This window comes from Micromonospora sp. NPDC005205 (genome assembly GCF_040608275.1).
In the GTDB taxonomy this organism is placed as follows: Bacteria; Actinomycetota; Actinomycetes; order Mycobacteriales; family Micromonosporaceae; genus Micromonospora.
The window spans coordinates 32594-47926 of the sequence record NZ_JBEXHV010000002.1; the positions used below are offsets into that span (position 1 = coordinate 32594).

16 protein-coding genes and 1 pseudogene are annotated in these 15333 nt (G+C 71.9%); 9 read left to right on the forward strand and 8 right to left on the reverse strand.

Annotated features, from left to right (window positions below; all coding sequences use genetic code 11):
- Window positions 1-178 precede the first annotated feature (178 nt).
- Window positions 179-1280 (reverse strand): annotated as a pseudogene (locus ABZU43_RS04775) (hypothetical protein).
- Between the two features lie 166 nt (window positions 1281-1446).
- Between ABZU43_RS04775 and ABZU43_RS04780 the strand changes: the two are divergent.
- From ABZU43_RS04780 to ABZU43_RS04795, 4 genes are all read left to right on the forward strand, one after another.
- Window positions 1447-1806 carry a YraN family protein gene (locus ABZU43_RS04780; protein WP_355005226.1) on the forward strand — a complete coding sequence of 120 codons (360 nt, stop codon included), beginning with the start codon at window positions 1447-1449 and terminating at the stop codon, window positions 1804-1806.
- Window positions 1807-1836: 30 nt separating this feature from the next.
- On the forward strand, window positions 1837-3357 hold the full coding sequence (locus ABZU43_RS04785; protein WP_355005227.1) for a YifB family Mg chelatase-like AAA ATPase: 1521 nt from the start codon (window positions 1837-1839) through the stop codon (window positions 3355-3357).
- Window positions 3354-4571, forward strand: coding sequence for a DNA-processing protein DprA (gene dprA / locus ABZU43_RS04790; protein ID WP_355005228.1), 1218 nt, complete (start codon window positions 3354-3356; stop codon window positions 4569-4571). The genes ABZU43_RS04785 and dprA overlap by 4 nt, the downstream gene beginning before the upstream one ends.
- 301 nt (window positions 4572-4872) lie before the next feature.
- Entirely contained in the window at window positions 4873-5391 is a 519-nt protein-coding gene (locus ABZU43_RS04795) for a hypothetical protein (RefSeq protein ID WP_355005229.1), read from the forward strand.
- 271 nt (window positions 5392-5662) lie between these two features.
- On the opposite strand, the gene ABZU43_RS04800 is transcribed toward ABZU43_RS04795, so the two are convergent.
- A complete protein-coding gene (locus ABZU43_RS04800; RefSeq protein WP_355005230.1) occupies window positions 5663-5920 on the reverse strand; it encodes a hypothetical protein in 258 nt (85 codons plus the stop codon).
- Window positions 5921-7062: 1142 nt separating this feature from the next.
- Between ABZU43_RS04800 and ABZU43_RS04805 the strand changes: the two genes are divergently transcribed.
- A complete protein-coding gene (locus tag ABZU43_RS04805; RefSeq protein WP_355005231.1) occupies window positions 7063-7323 on the forward strand; it encodes a hypothetical protein in 261 nt (86 codons plus the stop codon).
- A gap of 74 nt (window positions 7324-7397) precedes the next feature.
- On the opposite strand, the gene ABZU43_RS04810 is transcribed toward ABZU43_RS04805, so the two are convergent.
- Complete coding sequence (locus ABZU43_RS04810; RefSeq protein ID WP_355005232.1) at window positions 7398-7622, reverse strand: DNA-binding protein; 225 nt, start codon at window positions 7620-7622, stop codon at window positions 7398-7400.
- Window positions 7623-7848: 226 nt separating this feature from the next.
- Here ABZU43_RS04810 and ABZU43_RS04815 point away from each other — a divergent pair, with 226 nt between their 5' ends.
- Window positions 7849-8025 (forward strand): hypothetical protein, encoded by a 177-nt coding sequence (locus tag ABZU43_RS04815; RefSeq protein WP_355005233.1) that lies wholly within the window; start codon window positions 7849-7851, stop codon window positions 8023-8025.
- 200 nt (window positions 8026-8225) lie between these two features.
- On the opposite strand, the gene ABZU43_RS04820 is transcribed toward ABZU43_RS04815, so the two are convergent.
- Window positions 8226-8996: a hypothetical protein gene (locus tag ABZU43_RS04820; protein WP_355005234.1), complete on the reverse strand. Its 771-nt coding sequence runs from the start codon at window positions 8994-8996 to the stop codon at window positions 8226-8228.
- A gap of 420 nt (window positions 8997-9416) precedes the next feature.
- Between ABZU43_RS04820 and ABZU43_RS04825 the strand changes: the two genes are divergently transcribed.
- Window positions 9417-10373 (forward strand): tyrosine recombinase XerC, encoded by a 957-nt coding sequence (locus ABZU43_RS04825; RefSeq protein WP_355005235.1) that lies wholly within the window; start codon window positions 9417-9419, stop codon window positions 10371-10373.
- Between the two features lie 76 nt (window positions 10374-10449).
- The gene (locus ABZU43_RS04830; protein ID WP_355005236.1) at window positions 10450-11631 is read left to right on the forward strand and encodes an aminotransferase class V-fold PLP-dependent enzyme; all 1182 of its coding nucleotides are present in this window, start codon (window positions 10450-10452) and stop codon (window positions 11629-11631) included.
- Here ABZU43_RS04830 and ABZU43_RS04835 read toward each other — a convergent pair.
- The gene (locus tag ABZU43_RS04835) at window positions 11552-12253 is read right to left on the reverse strand and encodes a M23 family metallopeptidase (RefSeq protein WP_355005237.1); all 702 of its coding nucleotides are present in this window, start codon (window positions 12251-12253) and stop codon (window positions 11552-11554) included. The two genes, ABZU43_RS04830 and ABZU43_RS04835, sit on opposite strands and share 80 nt — an antisense overlap.
- Window positions 12254-12497: 244 nt before the next feature.
- On the opposite strand from ABZU43_RS04835, the gene ABZU43_RS04840 reads away from it, so the two are divergent.
- Window positions 12498-13640 (forward strand): sulfite oxidase, encoded by a 1143-nt coding sequence (locus tag ABZU43_RS04840; protein ID WP_355005238.1) that lies wholly within the window; start codon window positions 12498-12500, stop codon window positions 13638-13640.
- 63 nt (window positions 13641-13703) lie between these two features.
- Here the strand turns inward: ABZU43_RS04840 and ABZU43_RS04845 are convergent, their stop codons facing one another.
- From ABZU43_RS04845 to ABZU43_RS04855, 3 genes are read right to left on the reverse strand one after another with little or no spacing between them, the layout of a single operon-like run.
- A complete protein-coding gene (locus ABZU43_RS04845; RefSeq protein WP_007075222.1) occupies window positions 13704-14027 on the reverse strand; it encodes a DUF2469 domain-containing protein in 324 nt (107 codons plus the stop codon).
- A complete protein-coding gene (locus ABZU43_RS04850) occupies window positions 14024-14836 on the reverse strand; it encodes a ribonuclease HII (protein ID WP_112699866.1) in 813 nt (270 codons plus the stop codon). Before ABZU43_RS04850 ends, ABZU43_RS04845 begins: the two co-directional genes overlap by 4 nt.
- Window positions 14830-15309: an NUDIX domain-containing protein gene (locus tag ABZU43_RS04855; protein WP_355005239.1), complete on the reverse strand. Its 480-nt coding sequence runs from the start codon at window positions 15307-15309 to the stop codon at window positions 14830-14832. The genes ABZU43_RS04850 and ABZU43_RS04855 overlap by 7 nt, the downstream gene beginning before the upstream one ends.
- Window positions 15310-15333 lie beyond the last annotated feature (24 nt).

Here is a 15333-nt window from a genome sequence, read left to right on the forward strand (position 1 = left end):
CGGGACCAGGGAGGCCGTCGCTCCACGACGATTCGTGAAGAGGGCGCGCGAGGTCGACCGCACGAGGCGGTCGCCAGTTGGCCAGTGTACGCCCCTCACCCTTTCAGCCGCCCCGGGGTGCGCGTGGCGTGCTGCTCCGCCGCCCCGCCGCTCTCTCGCGAGAGTCGCGCGGGCCGGGTCAGCCGGCGGCGAGCGCGGCGGCCACGAAGAGCACCAGGCCGACGGTCAGGTAGGCCGTCGGTGGGCGCAGCCAGCCCCGACCGTTGTCGGCGAGCGCCAGACCTCCGGTTCGTAGCCCGTACAGCCCGGTCGCGAAGATCGGCAGTCCGGCAACCAGGGCGATACCCACCACCACGTTCCCGGCGTCCACCGGGTCGCCGGTCACGCCCGCGAGCAGCACCCGCGACGCGGGGACCTCGAAGACCAACACCAACAGAGCGAAGAGTACGGCCAGCACCGGTCGCCTGGTCCGATAGACGCCGTCGGCGGCCGGCGGATACACCGGTGGCTCACCTGCGGGCAGGTCGGGTCGCGGGCCGATCCCGGGCATCGGGCCGGTCGGCATCTCCAGCGGATGCGGCGTGTCGACGCCACCCCGGGTCGGCTCGATGATCGGGTACCCACCGAGCGGAGCGGGACGAGCCTGGTCAGCGAGCACGCCGGCCGGCGCTGTCGACGTGCTGTCGCGGGTGGTCTCCGGCGCCGCGCTGGTCACCGGAGATCCCGCCGTGGTCGTCTCTCGGGCGGCTCGGCGTCCGGGTAGCTCTCCGGAGGTCTCCGACGGGTCCCGGTCCGCCCGCCGCGACCGGGTGGCCCGGTAACCGTCCGCCTCCGGCCGCGCCACACCCAACGGGTCGACCGCGCCGAAACGCCCCGAATCAGCCTCGCTCCCGCCGAACCGACCGGTCTGAGCGTCCAGGGCGCCAAAGCGACCCGAGTCCGACTCGGGCGTACCGAAGCGGCCCACGTCCACCGCGCTCAGGCGACCCGAATCCGACTCCGGCGTACCGAAGCGGCTCTCGTCGACGGCGCCGAAGCGTCCCGAGTCCGGCTCGCGCCGGCGGCCGACGCCGGTGTCCTCGACGGAGCGGTCGTCTTCAGCGCCACGCGGCTCGGGGATCTCACCGTCCCGGTACCGCGGGTCGCCCGCGCCACGCCAGTCCGACTCGCCGTAACCGCGACCCCGCTCGTCGGGGTACCAGCGCGACTCCTGATCTTCCGGGAAACTCCGTCGTCCGTCCACGTCAGGCACCGTATGCGACCGGCCACGCCCGCGCCATTTCAGCCCCGCCGAACGGGCCCTCGATCGTCGGGGCAGCGCGGACACGGGTGGCCCCGTAGCACAGCGCGGGCATGATCGTCCGACTGTCCACAGCACCCCTGTTGTCCACAGGCGGGCTGCTGCCGGGTCGCGGCGACCACCCTCCGGCGGGCACCGTGCCGGCCATGACGAAGCGGAACCAGGCGGTTGGCGCGTACGGCGAGCAATGTGCGGCCCGGCACCTGACCGAGGCCGGGCTGCGCCCGATCGCCCGGAACTGGCGCTGCCCGGCCGGAGAGATCGACATCATCGCGTGGGACGGGCCTGTGCTCGCCTTCTGCGAGGTGAAGACCCGCCGGGGTGAGGGCTTCGGCACCCCGGCCGAGGCGGTCGTACCGGCCAAGGCCCGCCGGCTGCGAGGGCTCGCCGCGCGGTGGCTGACCGAGACCGGCACGACCGCCGAGGAGGTGCGCTTCGACGTGCTGTCGGTGCGGCTGCCCGACGCGGGTCCGGCGCAGGTCGACCACCTCAAGGGCGCGTTCTGACATGCGTACCCGGAGGATCGGTGATGTGCCGTGAGCTACGCCAAGGTGCTCTGCGTGGGGTTGGTCGGGGTGACCGGACACCTCGTCGAGGTGGAGGCCGACCTGGCCGCCGGCCTGCCGGCGGTGGTGATCTCCGGCCTGCCGGACACCGCCCTGCACGAGGCCCGCGACCGGGTCCGCGCCGCCGTGGTCAACTCCGGCCAGCGCTGGCCCAACCGGCGGATCACCCTCAACCTGCTGCCCGCCACGCTGCCGAAGTTCGGGTCGGCCTTCGATCTGGCCATCGCCGCAGCGCTGCTGGGCGGCTCGGGTGAGTTGCCGCTGCTCCCGCTGGAGGGAGTGGTGGTCCTCGGCGAGCTGGGGCTCGACGGGACGGTCCGGCCGGTGCGCGGCGTACTCCCGATGGTCGCCGCCGCAGCCCAGGCCGGCGTCGCGCGGGTGATCGTCCCGGTCGGCAACGCCGCCGAGGCCGCCGTCATCCCCGGCGTACGGGTGCGAGCGGTGGACAACCTGCACCGGCTCGTCGCCTTCGTTCGGGACGGGACCCCGCCGATCGAACCACCGGCGGACATCCCGGAGCCGCTGACCGGTGGGCCGGATCTCGCCGACGTCGCCGGGCAGCAGCTGGGTCGGCGCGCCTTGGAGGTCGCCGCGGCCGGCGGGCACCACGTGGCACTGCTCGGCCCACCGGGCGCCGGCAAGACGATGCTCGCCGAACGGCTGCCGTCGATCCTGCCCGAACTGGACGACGACGCGGCGCTGGAGGTCACCGCGCTGCACTCGGTCGCCGGGCTGCTGCCGCCGGGTGGTCGGCTGCTGCGTCGCCCGCCGTTCCAGGCGCCGCACCACACCGCGACCGTTCCGGCGCTGGTCGGGGGTGGCTCGGGGCTGGCCCGACCCGGCGCGGTGTCGCTGGCGCATCGCGGGGTGCTCTTCCTGGATGAGGCTCCTGAGTTCAGCAAGGGCGCGCTGGAGGCGCTGCGCCAGCCGCTGGAGCACGGCCGCATCCAGCTGAGCCGCAGCGGGGGCGGCACCGTCTATCCGGCCCGGACCCAGCTGGTGCTGGCTGCCAACCCGTGTCCGTGCGCGAAACCGGCTGGCGACGCGCACTGCGAGTGTTCGCCGCTGGCTCGCCGCCGCTACCTGGGAAGGCTCTCCGGGCCGCTGCTCGACCGGATCGACGTCCAGGTGCGGCTGATGCCGGTGCGGGCGGCCGAGCTGATGGCGACCGACGGCGGCGTCGAGCCCTCGGCGACGGTCGCCGCCCGGGTGGCGGCGGCCCGGCAGGCGGCGGCCAGCCGCTGGGCAGACCTCGGCCGACGGCTCAACGCCGAGGTGGAAGGGCCGCACCTGCGCCGACCGCCGTGGCGGCTGCCGGCCCGGGTCACCGTGGAACTGCGGGGCCGGCTCGACTCCGGCTCGCTGTCGGCGCGCGGCTTCGACCGGGTGATCCGAATGGCCTGGACCATCGCCGATCTCGACGGTCGCGACCGACCTGACCAGGACGACGTCCGGGAGGCGCTTCAACTACGGACGGGGGAGGCGGCATGAGCGCCGAGGAGGAACGACGGCTGGCCCGGGTCGCCCTGACCTGGTTGGCCGAGCCGGGCACGCGCGCTGTGCATCACCTGGTCGAACGGCACGGTCCGGTGGAAACCCTGGAACTGCTGCTCGACGGGGGCAGTCCGGACGGCTGGCTGCACACCACTGTCGCCGCACGCTCGGCGGCCGGCGACGCGAGGGCGGTGGCCGTGGAGGCCCTGGAGCGGGCCGACCGACTGGGTGCCCGCCTGGTCACGCCGGACGACGAGGAGTGGCCGGCCCAGGTCGCCAGCCTGGCCGCGTTGCGGCTGCCGGACGTCAGCCGCCGGGTGGACGCTGAGACCGCCCCGCCGCTGTGCTTCTGGGTGCGCGGGAGCTGGCCGCTCGGCGAGGCTCTGGATCGTTCGGTGGCCGTGGTCGGGGCGCGGGCGGCCACCGGATACGGGCAGCACGTCGCGACCGAGCTGGGGTACGGCTTGGCGGAGCGGGACTGGACAATCGTGTCCGGTGGCGCGTTCGGCATCGACGCCGCCGCCCACCGCGGCGCACTCACCGCTGGCGGTCTGACCGTCGCGGTGCTCGCCTGCGGGCTCGACCGTCCGTACCCGATGGGCAACGCCGCGCTCTTCGACCGGATCGCCGAGACGGGGCTGCTGGTCAGCGAGTGGCCGCCCGGTGCCGAGCCGCTGCGGCCCCGGTTCCTGATCCGCAACCGGGTGATCGCCGCGGGCACCCGGGGCACCGTCGTGGTGGAGGCGTCGGCGCGCAGTGGCGCGACGCAGACCGCGCGACGAGCCGTCCACGCCAATCGGGTGGCCATGGTGGTGCCGGGGCCGGTGACCTCGGCGATGTCCGTCGGCGCGCACGAGTTCCTGCGCGAGTTCCCCGACAAGGTCCGGCTGGTCACCGGGGTGGCGCACGTGTTGGAGGAGGTGGGTCGGATCGGCGCGGACCTGGCCCCGCTGGCGCGTGGACCGCAGCGGGCCACCGACGCGTTGGACGACGACGCGCGGTCGCTGCTGGAGGCGCTGCCCCGCCGTGGCGCGATGGGCGTGGACCGGCTCTCCGCGCGCGCCGGCGTCGACGTACGGACCGCGTTGCGCAAGCTGTCTCTGCTGGAGGAACTGTCCATGGTGGTCCGTCGCGACGACGGCTACGCCCTCGCCGTACCCGTCAAGCCCAAGGGAGCGGCGGCGGAGACATCAGTTCTGCCGGGCACCTGAGCGGGTGCGACACAGCCGGCCGGGGAGGTCGTCCAGATACCCGTGCCCCCTCGCGCTCGGGAACCAACGGTGTCAAGCCGCCGCTCGGGCCTGGACAACTCGGAGTGTCGGCCTCGTGTACCGCTTTGCATCCCTCTGTATCGTCTTGTAACGACCAATGCGCTACTGAGCGAGCATACGGCGAGACTGCCCCGGGGGCGAGAATGAGTCAACGCAGTGTCGTGCACTTCTCGTCTGCGGTGTAGCTGATCAGTGCTGGGGACGGTGGGACGCCACCGTCCCCAGCACCGTCGACACGCTATTGACCACCGACCCAAGTGACGAGGTCGTCGCGGGCATACAGGTCGGCGTTGCCTCGCTTCCCTCGCACCCTCGGGACCGCCCCGACGCGCCGCTGAAGCCTCTTCTTCGCCGCGTCGTCGTACCTCCAGGGCAGAACCTCAGCGTCTACGGCCTCGCGCAGCGTCAGGAAGTCCCGGGAAGCTTGGGGACGGACCGGAAGCTGGCCAGACTCAGCCGTGCAGGGCTGGCTGAGCGGTCCACGGACCAGCTTCAGGATGACCTCACGATCGTGGAGGAGGCGGCGGAGGTCGTGAAGGCAGAGGTGGTCTACGGCCTCTGGATGAACGACTCGGACGACCTTCCCCGGCCCATCACGCAGAAGGGCCTGGTACCTGAGGAAAGGCTGTACGCCCTGGGCGAGACACCGGAAGAGGCCCTGAAGAACGGCCAGGGGATGCGGACCCGCCTGGCGGCCCGCATCCAGGAGGTGCTGGACCAGCAGACGGCGGGCGCTGAGCCTGCTGGCTGCCTGAGCTGAGCCAGCACGAAGGAGCCCCCGCCGTAGCGGGGGCTCCTCGGTGTCAGACCTGGTTACCCCTGGTTGCCCCATGGGGCAACGGAATCCCCAGGCCAGGGACCATCTTCGTCTGGTTGCCCTGGTTGCCCCAGAGAGAAGGCCACCAGAGTCAGCGAACGAATCTCCGGCAGTGCACCAGCGGCCTTGTTGAAGTTGTGGGTGAAGCCGGGGCCGGAGATGAACTTGTGGAGGAGGCCGGGAGTTGAGCACCCCTCCCGGCCCCGTCTCCGTGCTAGCTCCGCCGCTTGGCGGGCCGCTTGCGGAGCACCACCGCGATGGCGCTGATAGCCGCCAGGGCCACCCCACCGATCGTGGTGATGGCCGCCTGGGCGATGCCGCCCATGTCCGGCCCGCTGAGCTGGACGATGTAGACCAGCGCGCCGATGGACAGCGCCGCGATCAGCACAAGCGCGCCGATCAGGACGTGTTCCACGCCGCCGCTGGTCTCCCCGGTCTGGCGCTGCCGGGACCCTCTCGTTACCGTGGTCACCTGGTGTCGTTCTCCTTCATGTAAGTCCCTGCCAGGACGTGGTGGGTGCGACCGTTCAAGGCGGCCCCTGGGTTGCAGCCCAGGGGACCCGCCGCCTTGACCCAGACATGCAGGCTGGTCGCTTGCGCAGGACTGTATATGGCGGACAGGACAACTCCCCCACTCATCGGTGGACACGTGTGGGGACACAACCTCCACAGGGTGCGGACCGTCCAACATGCTCAGTCCCGCTGTTCTCGGGCGACTGTATCGGCGGTAAATCGGCGGCTCCACCGTCCGCGCCGACCGTCATTCGGCCTGGACCGCCTCGAACAGTGCAGTTGGGCATCCACCACGCGGAATCCGCCCTGCTCAGCGGCTTGCGTTGTGGCTGCTCCGACCGCGTGAAGTGCTTGCCGAAGATGTCCCAGTAGCTGGCGGACCCGTCTTCTCTGCGACCGGAACCGTGTTACAGGTCCACCGCTTCAACGAGAGAGCCGAAGGCTGTTCTTGTCGGAGACCTCCTTCTTCGGGTTCAGGCAGGTGCTTCGGTAGGGGGCCGAGAGTCCTCACAGAAAAGGTTGACCACGCCCAGGGCCACTTTGGGTGGTGCCGCTACCTCCTCAACGCGGCAGCGCCGAAAGCGGTGCCATCTGGCCGCGCTCGCACCCCGCGTCGAAGTTGCCGCTGGTCTGCACGGAGGGCAGCACCGGGTTCTTCAGGACCTGTGCGTTACGCGCCGCGCCGGAGGTACATGGCGTCGGCGTTGCGGACAGCGGATCTCCAGGAAGTACCGGCGTAGCCGACAGAAGGTCTTGCCGGTGCCGTAGTTATCGACGACGCCGGACGCACATAAGAGTCACTATGGTGTCTTCAACAGTGGCACCTTGGACTATTTGTTGGCACTTTGCGGGTATACGGTCCGGAACATGAGCCGTATGACAGCCGGCAAGCGCCACGCCTAGGAGCTGGAGGCCCTGGAGCTAAGCAACGCCGGCCACTCCATCGACGTGATCGCTGCCGCCGCCTGAGCCCCGTACGGACTACGGCCCGCCCTCTGGTCTACAGGGCGGGCCGTTCCGTGTCGTCCACCCGACACTTCTCACCCGGCCCGCCCGTGGCCGGACAGGATCGCGTAACGGTCGCACTACGGAGGGACAGACGTGCCGAAGGACTACACCAAACTTGCTACGGACTACCTGGACACGGCAGTCCGGATGACTGAGAAGATCCGGGATCCCGATGCGGACTACTACCTCCGCCACGGGCAGGCTCTCGCCAATCTGGCCGTGGCATGGGAGCTGAGGAAGCTCCGGGAGGCCATCAACGGCGTGGAGGACGCGCTGGAGGACCAGGACGGGCACGGAGTCGGTACCCATGTCAGGCACGCGGCTGAGTACCTGGAGAAGATCGCGAAGCAGTGACCCCCTCACGGACAACGGCCCGCCCCCATGCCTCCGGGGCGGGCCGTTGTCCGTGTCTGCTCTCACATGGCCGCTCAGCTCTCCGGCGGCGGGGGCTCATCCGCTCCCCTGGCCTTCCACGGCTGATGCTCCGTGATCCAGCGCTCCACGTCCTCCACCAGCCAGACGCTTCCGCCGGCCAGGTGATCGAAGGGCTCCGGGAAGTCGGGCCGGCTGGAGAGCTGGACGACGCGGACGCGCGACACGCCCAGGCGCTCCTGAAGCTCCGCGCTCCCGTACAACCTCCGCAGCCAGGCCATCTCCTGAGCATCACCACGGCACCCCCTTACGAACCTGAAAGCCCTCGCGAAACCACCTATAAGGGCTGCTCAGGACCAGTTTAAATGCGTAGCCATCGCACTTACGTACTTGACAGGGGGTAGGCCAATGCGGTCCCCTGGACGGGCAACACACCGAGTAGCGGTCCGGGTACGCGAGCAGGGCTCCGTGCCCGGACCTGCCATTTCAGGAGGTGGAGCTGTGCCGATGGACGACGGACCCGTAACCCCCGCGCTGGTCCTCTGGACGGCCAAACGGGTCATCACCCAGCACCGGGAGCCGGCCCAGGACGCCCGCGCTACTGGCCGTTGCGCCCAGTGCCGGGACGCCGGGTGCGACATGCTGAATTGGGCCATCGGCGTGGTGAAGGCCAGCCGCGCGTGAGCGTGCCGGAGGAGGTCCCCAGGGAGGTCTGGGTCCCCCGGCTGGCCGCATGGACCATCGCTGAGCACCAGCAGGCCCGCTGTCCCCGGTGCAGGGTGGGCGGGTGCCCGTCGCTGGACTGGGCACGGGACCGGCTGAAGCGGTACGGCGCATCTACGCCCAGCCAGTCCTAGCGGTCGCCTGGACTGGCCGGGCGTAACTCAGCGCCAGTCGATCACTCCTGCCCGGGCGCGATAGCCCAGCTCCGCCAGGAGTTCGCGCGACCGGAGCACCTCGATACCTTGCCTCAGCGCCCGGGAGCGGAGAGAGCCGCCCTTCTCCTCATTGGTAACCAACGCGCACCCCTCCACCGTGCATGTGTGGGCGAGCAACGCGTCATTGGTGTGCGTCAGGTCCGTCCTGCCCGCTCTGAGCGCGTCGATGGAGGCAAAATCGTTGCTGAGTCGCGCTCGATCGAGCGCGGATGCCCCGAGGAGGAAGCCGCCCGTGCGCGTGTCTCTGGTCAGGTCCAGGACCTTTTGGAGCTTTGCCCGGCGCTCCACGTTGGGAATGGCCGCCAGCTCCTCCTCCAGGATGTGCGTCCCCAGCAGCTCCAGCTCCCCGGACTCCACCGCTCGCTTTACCACATCGAAAGCCCCGGGCAGATCAACCAGCGGGTCCACAGCGTTGCAGTCCAGCACGACGCGTCTCATGGGCGGAGAGGTTAGCTGGCCGCCCCAGCTCACGTCGTCCAGTCGATGACCACGGACTCCGGCCGGAAGGTCCGCGTACCTCGGCCAGGAGGCAGGAGCGTCACGGGTCATCAGCGTCTCAATCACCATGCGCTGGCGGTCCGTGTCCAGGGCTTCCCAGGCGGCCCGTACGTCCTCCGAACCCCCTAGCGGGCCCAGCACGTTGACCCGTCCGGCGTCCGCCTGGGCGGCCTCCTCCACCTCCGCCAGCCTCGTCCGGAGCTTCGCGGACTCACGCACCCGCCAAGCCCAAGGGAGCGGCGGCGGAGATATCCGTTCTGCCGGGCACCTGAGCAGGTGCGACACAGCCCGCCGACCGGGGTGGTCGTTCGGATGCCCGCACCCCGTGCTCGGGGCCCCGGCCAGCCGACACTGCCGGTACCGTGCCCGGTCATGGGTGCAATCAAGCCGTGGCACATCAGCGTGCTCTGCTGTCTCGTCGTGACCGCCGTGCTCGTTGCCGGCCTAGTCGTGTACCTGATCAAGAGGAGCAACCGCCCGTAGTCGGGGGTGGACACCAGCACCCTCGTGTCCGGTCAGGTATCCGGATCGGCCGTAGGCTGTTGCCGTGCCAGCCGTCAGTGAGGGTGCCCGAACCGGTGAACCGGGCAGCGAGCCAGGACGGCCACGTTGATTCGGCCGGACCGGGGCACCCGGGCCATGCACCAGGCACTCCCGCCAGCGTTGCGCGACGCTGTCGACGACTTCGCCGAGCACCTGTCCCGGGTCCGTAACCGCTCGGCGCACACCGTCCGCGCGTACGTCACCGATCTGGTCTCTCTGCTCGACCACGCCGTCCGGATGGGCTGCGTCGACCTCGCCGAGCTGGACCTGTCGGTGCTGCGCAGTTGGCTGGCGCGGCAGCGCACCACGGGTGCGGCCCGCACGTCGTTGGCTCGGCGGGCCGCGTCGGCGCGGGTATTCAGCGCCTGGGCACACCGGGCCGGCCTGCTCCCCGCCGACGTGGGCGCCGCGCTGGCCAGCCCTCGCGCGCACCGGGATCTGCCCAGCGTGCTGCGCGCCGATCAGGCCGCCGCTCTGGTCGAGGCGCCGTCCCGGCAGGCACCTCCCCCGAACCCGCCAACGGAGTCGGGCCCGAGCGAAGCCGCCGAGGCGGTTCCGCTCCGGGACCGGGTGCTGTTGGAACTGCTCTACGCGACCGGCGTACGGGTCAGCGAGGCCTGTGGGTTGGACGTCGGGGACGTCGACCACGGCCGACGGGTGATCCGGGTGTTCGGCAAGGGCGGGCGGGAGCGCTCGGTGCCGTACGGGGTGCCCGCCCAGCGGGCGTTGGACGACTGGCTGCGCCGTGGCCGCCCGGTGATGGTGGGCGCCCGCTCCGGCGACGCGCTGCTGCTGGGTGCGCGGGGTGGTCGGCTCAACCCGACGACCGCCCGTCAGGTTGTCGGTGCGTACGCCGAGGCCGCCGGGCTCCCCCCGACCAGCCCGCACGATCTGCGCCACTCCGCTGCCACCCACCTCCTGGAGGGTGGCGCGGACCTGCGCGCCGTGCAGGAACTGCTCGGCCACTCGTCGCTGGCGAGCACGCAGATCTACACCCACGTCTCGGTCGAGCGGCTGCGTACCGCCTACCGGCAGGCGCACCCGCGCGCCTGATCAAGGGCCGGAGAGCGCGCACGCCCGCCCTGATCAAGGGCCGCGGACGCGCGAGCGTGGCGGTTACGATCATCAGGTGAGCGTCCCGAATCCTCCTGAGCCGATCCCGGGCGCCCGCCTGCTCTTCTCCCTGGACCCGGCGGTCAGCCACCTCAACCATGGCTCGTTCGGCGCGGTGCCGATCAACGTGCAGCGCGCCCAGCAGCGGCTGCGCGACGAGATGGAGGCGAACCCGCTGCGCTTCTTCACCCAGGGGCTGGTGGACCGGATCGCGCACACCCGCCGGCACCTCGCCGGGTTCCTGGGCGCCGACCCGGACGGCAGCGCCCTGGTGGGCAACACCACCACCGGCGTCGCGGTGGTGCTCCAGTCGATTGGTCTCAAGGCCGGCGACGAGGTGCTGAGCACCGACCACGAGTACGGGGCGGTGAGCCTGGCGATCCAACGCGAGTGCCGCCGCACCGGCGCGGTCAGCCGAGTCCTGCCGATCCCCCTGGCCGCCACCGACGAGCAGATCGTGCAGAGCATCCGCGCCGGCCTGCGCCCAGGGCGGACCCGGTTGCTCGTCGTCGACCAGCTCACCTCGGCCACCGCGAAGCTATTTCCGACCGCCGCCGTCGTCGGGGTGGCCCGCGAACACGGCGTGCCGGTCCTGGTGGACGCCGCGCACGCCCCGGGCATGCTGCCCATTTCGGTGGCCGGCATCGGCGCGGACTTCTGGGTGGGCAACCTGCACAAGTGGGCGTTCGCACCGCGTGGGACCGCCCTGCTGGCTGTGGCACCGCAGTGGCGGGACCGGATCGAGCCGCTGGTGGTGTCCTGGGAGCAGGAGTCGGGTTTCCCGGCTCGGCTCGAGTGGCAGGCCACGCTCGACTACACGTCCTGGCTGGCCGCCCCGGCGGGCCTGTTCACGATGCGCAGCCTCGGGCTCGACCGGGTGCGGGCGCACAACGCGGCGCTCGCCGCGTACGGCCAGCGGGTGGTGGGGGACGCCCTGGGGGTGGCCCCCGCCGATCTGCCCGACCCCGGCGGGCCGGGGGTGGCACTGCGGCTCATCCCGCTGCCGGCTGGCACGGGCACCACGATCGACGCGGCGCGGGCGTTGCAGGCGCGGATCGGTGAGCGGCTCGCCGCCGAGGTGGCGGTGATGAGCTGGAACGGCCGGGGGTGGCTGCGGCTCACCGGCCAGGTCTACAACGCCACCGACGAGTACGAACGGCTGGCAGCACGGCTGCCGGCACTGCTCGCCCAGCGCTGACCGGACGGCCGGGAGCGGACACCCGGGCCGGGCCGACCGGGAGCAGGCGCACCGGGCCGAGGCCGAGCAGGGCCAGCGGGTCGAGATAGCCCTCGCCGCGGCGCAGGCCCCAGTGCAGGCACGCCTCGGCCGGGCACCCCGGATGCCCGGGCAGCAGCTCGCCCAGCGGCGCGCCGGCGGTGACCGGCTGGCCGGAGCGTACGCCGGGTCGGACCGGCTCGTGAGTGGTCCGCAGCCCGTCGGCGTGCCCCACGGTGACCACTGGTCGACCGGCCACCAGACCGGCGAAGAGCACGGTGCCCGGCCCGGCGCTGCGGACCACCGCACCAGCGGGAGCGGCCAGGTCGACGCCGCGATGGCCGGGCAGCCACGGTCGCGGGGGCGGGTCGAAGCGGCGCACCGGACGGGGTGGCCCGTCGAGCGGCCAGCGAAACCGCCCGGCGGGCGTCGGGGCGACGATCGGCTCCCCCAGGGCCGCGACCGGCACGGTCGGGGTCGGGGGTTGGCCGGGCACCGCCGCTGCCAGCACCGCCAGCCCGCAGAGCTGGACGGTCAGCGCGAGCGGGAGCGCGGCGCAGAGCAGCACAGTGCGGCGGATCGAGCGGACTGATGGCTGTCGCATGACGGCAGCCTCCGGCCGACGCCGGGTCGTCCGCCAGCCCGGCCGACGAGGCTGTGGACAACCGGAGGCGCTGTGGACGACCACCCGACGCCCTCGATGATCTGCTATGCCCGAGACGGCGGAACGATGGCCACGGCCCGCCGCGAGAACGCGGCCGCAGCTCCGGTGCCGTTCTCGGGCCGCCACGCAGGGCCTAGGCTGGGCCGCGTACGGCGGGTGCCGCCGTCTGTGCCGGGGAGGCCGCATGACCACTCTCGATGACCGGACGTCGTCCCCCACCGGGCCCACTGTGGCCGACGTGAGCGGCCCGTCCCGGCTCGCGGAGCCGGACGAGACGATCAGCGCCGAGGAGCTGCAGCTCGCGGCCCGCAACCACGGCATCCCGTTGGAGGCGCTGCGCTACGACGTCACCCCGGCCGGGTTGCACTACCTGCTGATCCACTACGACATCCCGGAGCTCGACCCGGAGACGCACACACTGACCATCGGCGGCGCGGTCGACAGTCAGTTGACTGTCACCCTCGCCGATCTGCGCGAGCGGCCCCGCGTCACCCGGCAGGTGACACTGGAGTGCGCCGGCAACGGGCGAGCCCTGCTGCACCCTCGACCGGTCAGCCAGCCCTGGCTGGTCGAGGCGGTCGGCAACGCGGAGTGGACCGGCACCCCCCTCGCTCCGCTGCTGCGGGAGGCGGGCGTCGACCCGGATGCGGTGGACGTGGTCTTCACCGGCGCCGATCACGGTGTGGAGCGCGGGATCGAGCAGGACTACCAGCGGGCGCTTCCGGTCGCCGACGCGCTGCGCGAGGAGGTACTGCTGGCGTACGAGATGAACGGCGCTCCCCTGCTGCCGCAGCATGGCGCGCCGCTGCGGCTGATCGTGCCGGGCTGGTACGGGATGGCGCACGTGAAGTGGGTCCACTCGATCGAGCTGCGGACCGAGCCGTTCGAGGGGTACCAGAACGCGGTGGCCTACCGCGTACGTCGCGACGCGGACGACCCGGGCGTGCCGGTCACCCGGATCGAGCCACGGGCGCTGGTCCGTCCGCCCGGCTTCCCCGACTTCATGTCCCGTCGTCGGGTGCTGCGACAGGGCCCGTGCACGCTGGATGGTCGGGCCTGGTCGGGGCACGCCCCGGTGGTCGCCGTGGAGGTGACCACCGACGGCGGGCGGAGCTGGGCGCCGGCCGAGCTGGACCCGGCGGACGCAGGGGACTTCGCCTGGCGGCGCTGGCGGCACGAGTGGGTCGCCACCCCCGGCCGGTACGTGCTCGGCGCGCGGGCGACCGACGCGTCCGGGCGGACCCAGCCGGTCGAGCAACAGTGGAACCGTGGCGGCTTCGCCAACAACATGGTGCAGCGGGTCGAGGTCGTGGTGCCGACCGAGTGATCGGCGGCGAGTGTCAGGCCACGGGTGGGGGGCCCGTGGCACGGCCCGGCGGCTCGGGTGCGCTCAGCCGCCAAAGCCCGAGTCGGCGGGCAGTGAGATGTCGGGCTTCTCCAGCTCCTCGACGTTGACGTCCTTGAAGGTCATCACCCGGACGTTCTTCACGAAGCGGGCAGGACGGTACATGTCCCATACCCAGGCGTCGTGCATCTCGACCTCGAAGTAGACCTCGCCGTCGGAGTTACGCACGTGCAGGTCGACCTGGTTGGCCAGGTAGAACCGGCGCTCCGTCTCCACCACGTAGGAGAATTGGCGGACAATGTCGCGGTACTCCCGGTAGAGCTGCAGCTCCATCTCGGTCTCGTACTTCTCGAGATCTTCCGCGCTCATCGCACTCCGCCTTCCATGGCCACATCTTCCCCCACCGGCGTCGGAGGCCGAGGCTGCTCGCCCAACGCCACGCCGACGGTACCCCCTGACGCCCACGAGCGCTCCATCGGCTCGTCCGGGCCGTGGCCGCCGGGCCGTCGGGCGCGCGGCGGCCGGCCGTCGCGGCCGGAGACCGCGGCGACATTGACGTACGAGAACCGGTGCTCCCGGCACGGCCCGTGCTCCCGCAACGCGGCCGAGTGTTCCGGGGTGATGTAGCCCTTGTGCTCGGCGAAGCCGTACGCCGGGAACACCCCGTCCAACTCCACCATGAGCCGGTCCCGGGTGACCTTGGCCAGCACACTGGCCGCCGCCACACACGCGGCCACCCGGTCGCCCTTCCACACCGCCAACCCGGGCACGCCCAGGCCGTCCACGCCGAACCCGTCGGTCAGCACGTACTCCGGGCGGGTGGTGAGCGAGGCGAGCGCCCGGCGCATCGCGGCCAGGTTGCACACGTGCAGACCCCGGGCGTCGACCTCCTCGGCCGGGATGACCACAACGGCGTACGCGAGCGCGCGGTCCACCACCTCCGCGTACACCCGTTCCCGGCTGGCCGGGGTGAGCAGCTTCGAGTCGGCCAGCCCCTCGATCTCGCCGCGCCGACCCTCGGGCAGCACCGCCGCGGCGGCGACCAGCGGACCGGCGCAGGCACCCCGGCCGGCCTCGTCGGCACCGGCGACGTGCCGGAAGCCGCGCCGTTGCAGCGCCCGTTCGAGGGCGTACAGGCCGGCCTCGCGGCGCACGACGGTGCGCGGTGGGGTCAGCACGACGTCTCCGTCCGGGAGGTCGGGGGCAGGAACCGGCTCAGCAACGCGGGCAATTCGGCGGGGTAGAAGCGGTCGCCGCTGGCCACGAGGGCGTCCGGCAGCCACCAGCGGTGACCGGCGATGCTGCGCTGCTCGATGTCACTGAAGCCACCCGTGTCCACCTCCCAGGACGGCACCCGGAGGACGAAGAAATCCTGCACCTGGCGATACCACCCGCCGTCGAACGGGAACTCGGTCGTGTCGGACCAGACCGGCTCGCCCAACTCGGCCGGGTCGACCCGCAGCCCGGTCTCCTCGGCCAACTCCCGGGCAGCGGCAACTGCCGGCGCCTCTCCCGGATCCAGCCCACCGCCCGGCGTGAACCAGTAGTGGTGCCCGGGTCGAGCCGGGTCGAAGCCCTCGAACAGCAGCACCTGGCCGGCCGCGTCGACGAGCAGCACGCGAGCCGCGCGTCGAGGGGTGTAGACGGTCACCGCACCAGCCTGCCAGACCGACGG

What these genes read in the sequence shown, in the direction of transcription:
- ABZU43_RS04780 (WP_355005226.1), top strand. Translation starts at nt 1,447, where the DNA reads ATGACGAAGCGGAACCAGGCGGTTGGCGCGTACGGCGAGCAATGTGCG.
- dprA (WP_355005228.1), top strand. Translation starts at nt 3,354, where the DNA reads ATGAGCGCCGAGGAGGAACGACGGCTGGCCCGGGTCGCCCTGACCTGG.
- ABZU43_RS04810 (WP_355005232.1), bottom strand. Translation starts at nt 7,622, where the DNA reads ATGGCCTGGCTGCGGAGGTTGTACGGGAGCGCGGAGCTTCAGGAGCGC.
- ABZU43_RS04815 (WP_355005233.1), top strand. Translation starts at nt 7,849, where the DNA reads ATGGACGACGGACCCGTAACCCCCGCGCTGGTCCTCTGGACGGCCAAA.
- ABZU43_RS04825 (WP_355005235.1), top strand. Translation starts at nt 9,417, where the DNA reads ATGCACCAGGCACTCCCGCCAGCGTTGCGCGACGCTGTCGACGACTTC.
- ABZU43_RS04835 (WP_355005237.1), bottom strand. Translation starts at nt 12,253, where the DNA reads ATGCGACAGCCATCAGTCCGCTCGATCCGCCGCACTGTGCTGCTCTGC.
- ABZU43_RS04840 (WP_355005238.1), top strand. Translation starts at nt 12,498, where the DNA reads ATGACCACTCTCGATGACCGGACGTCGTCCCCCACCGGGCCCACTGTG.
- ABZU43_RS04845 (WP_007075222.1), bottom strand. Translation starts at nt 14,027, where the DNA reads ATGAGCGCGGAAGATCTCGAGAAGTACGAGACCGAGATGGAGCTGCAG.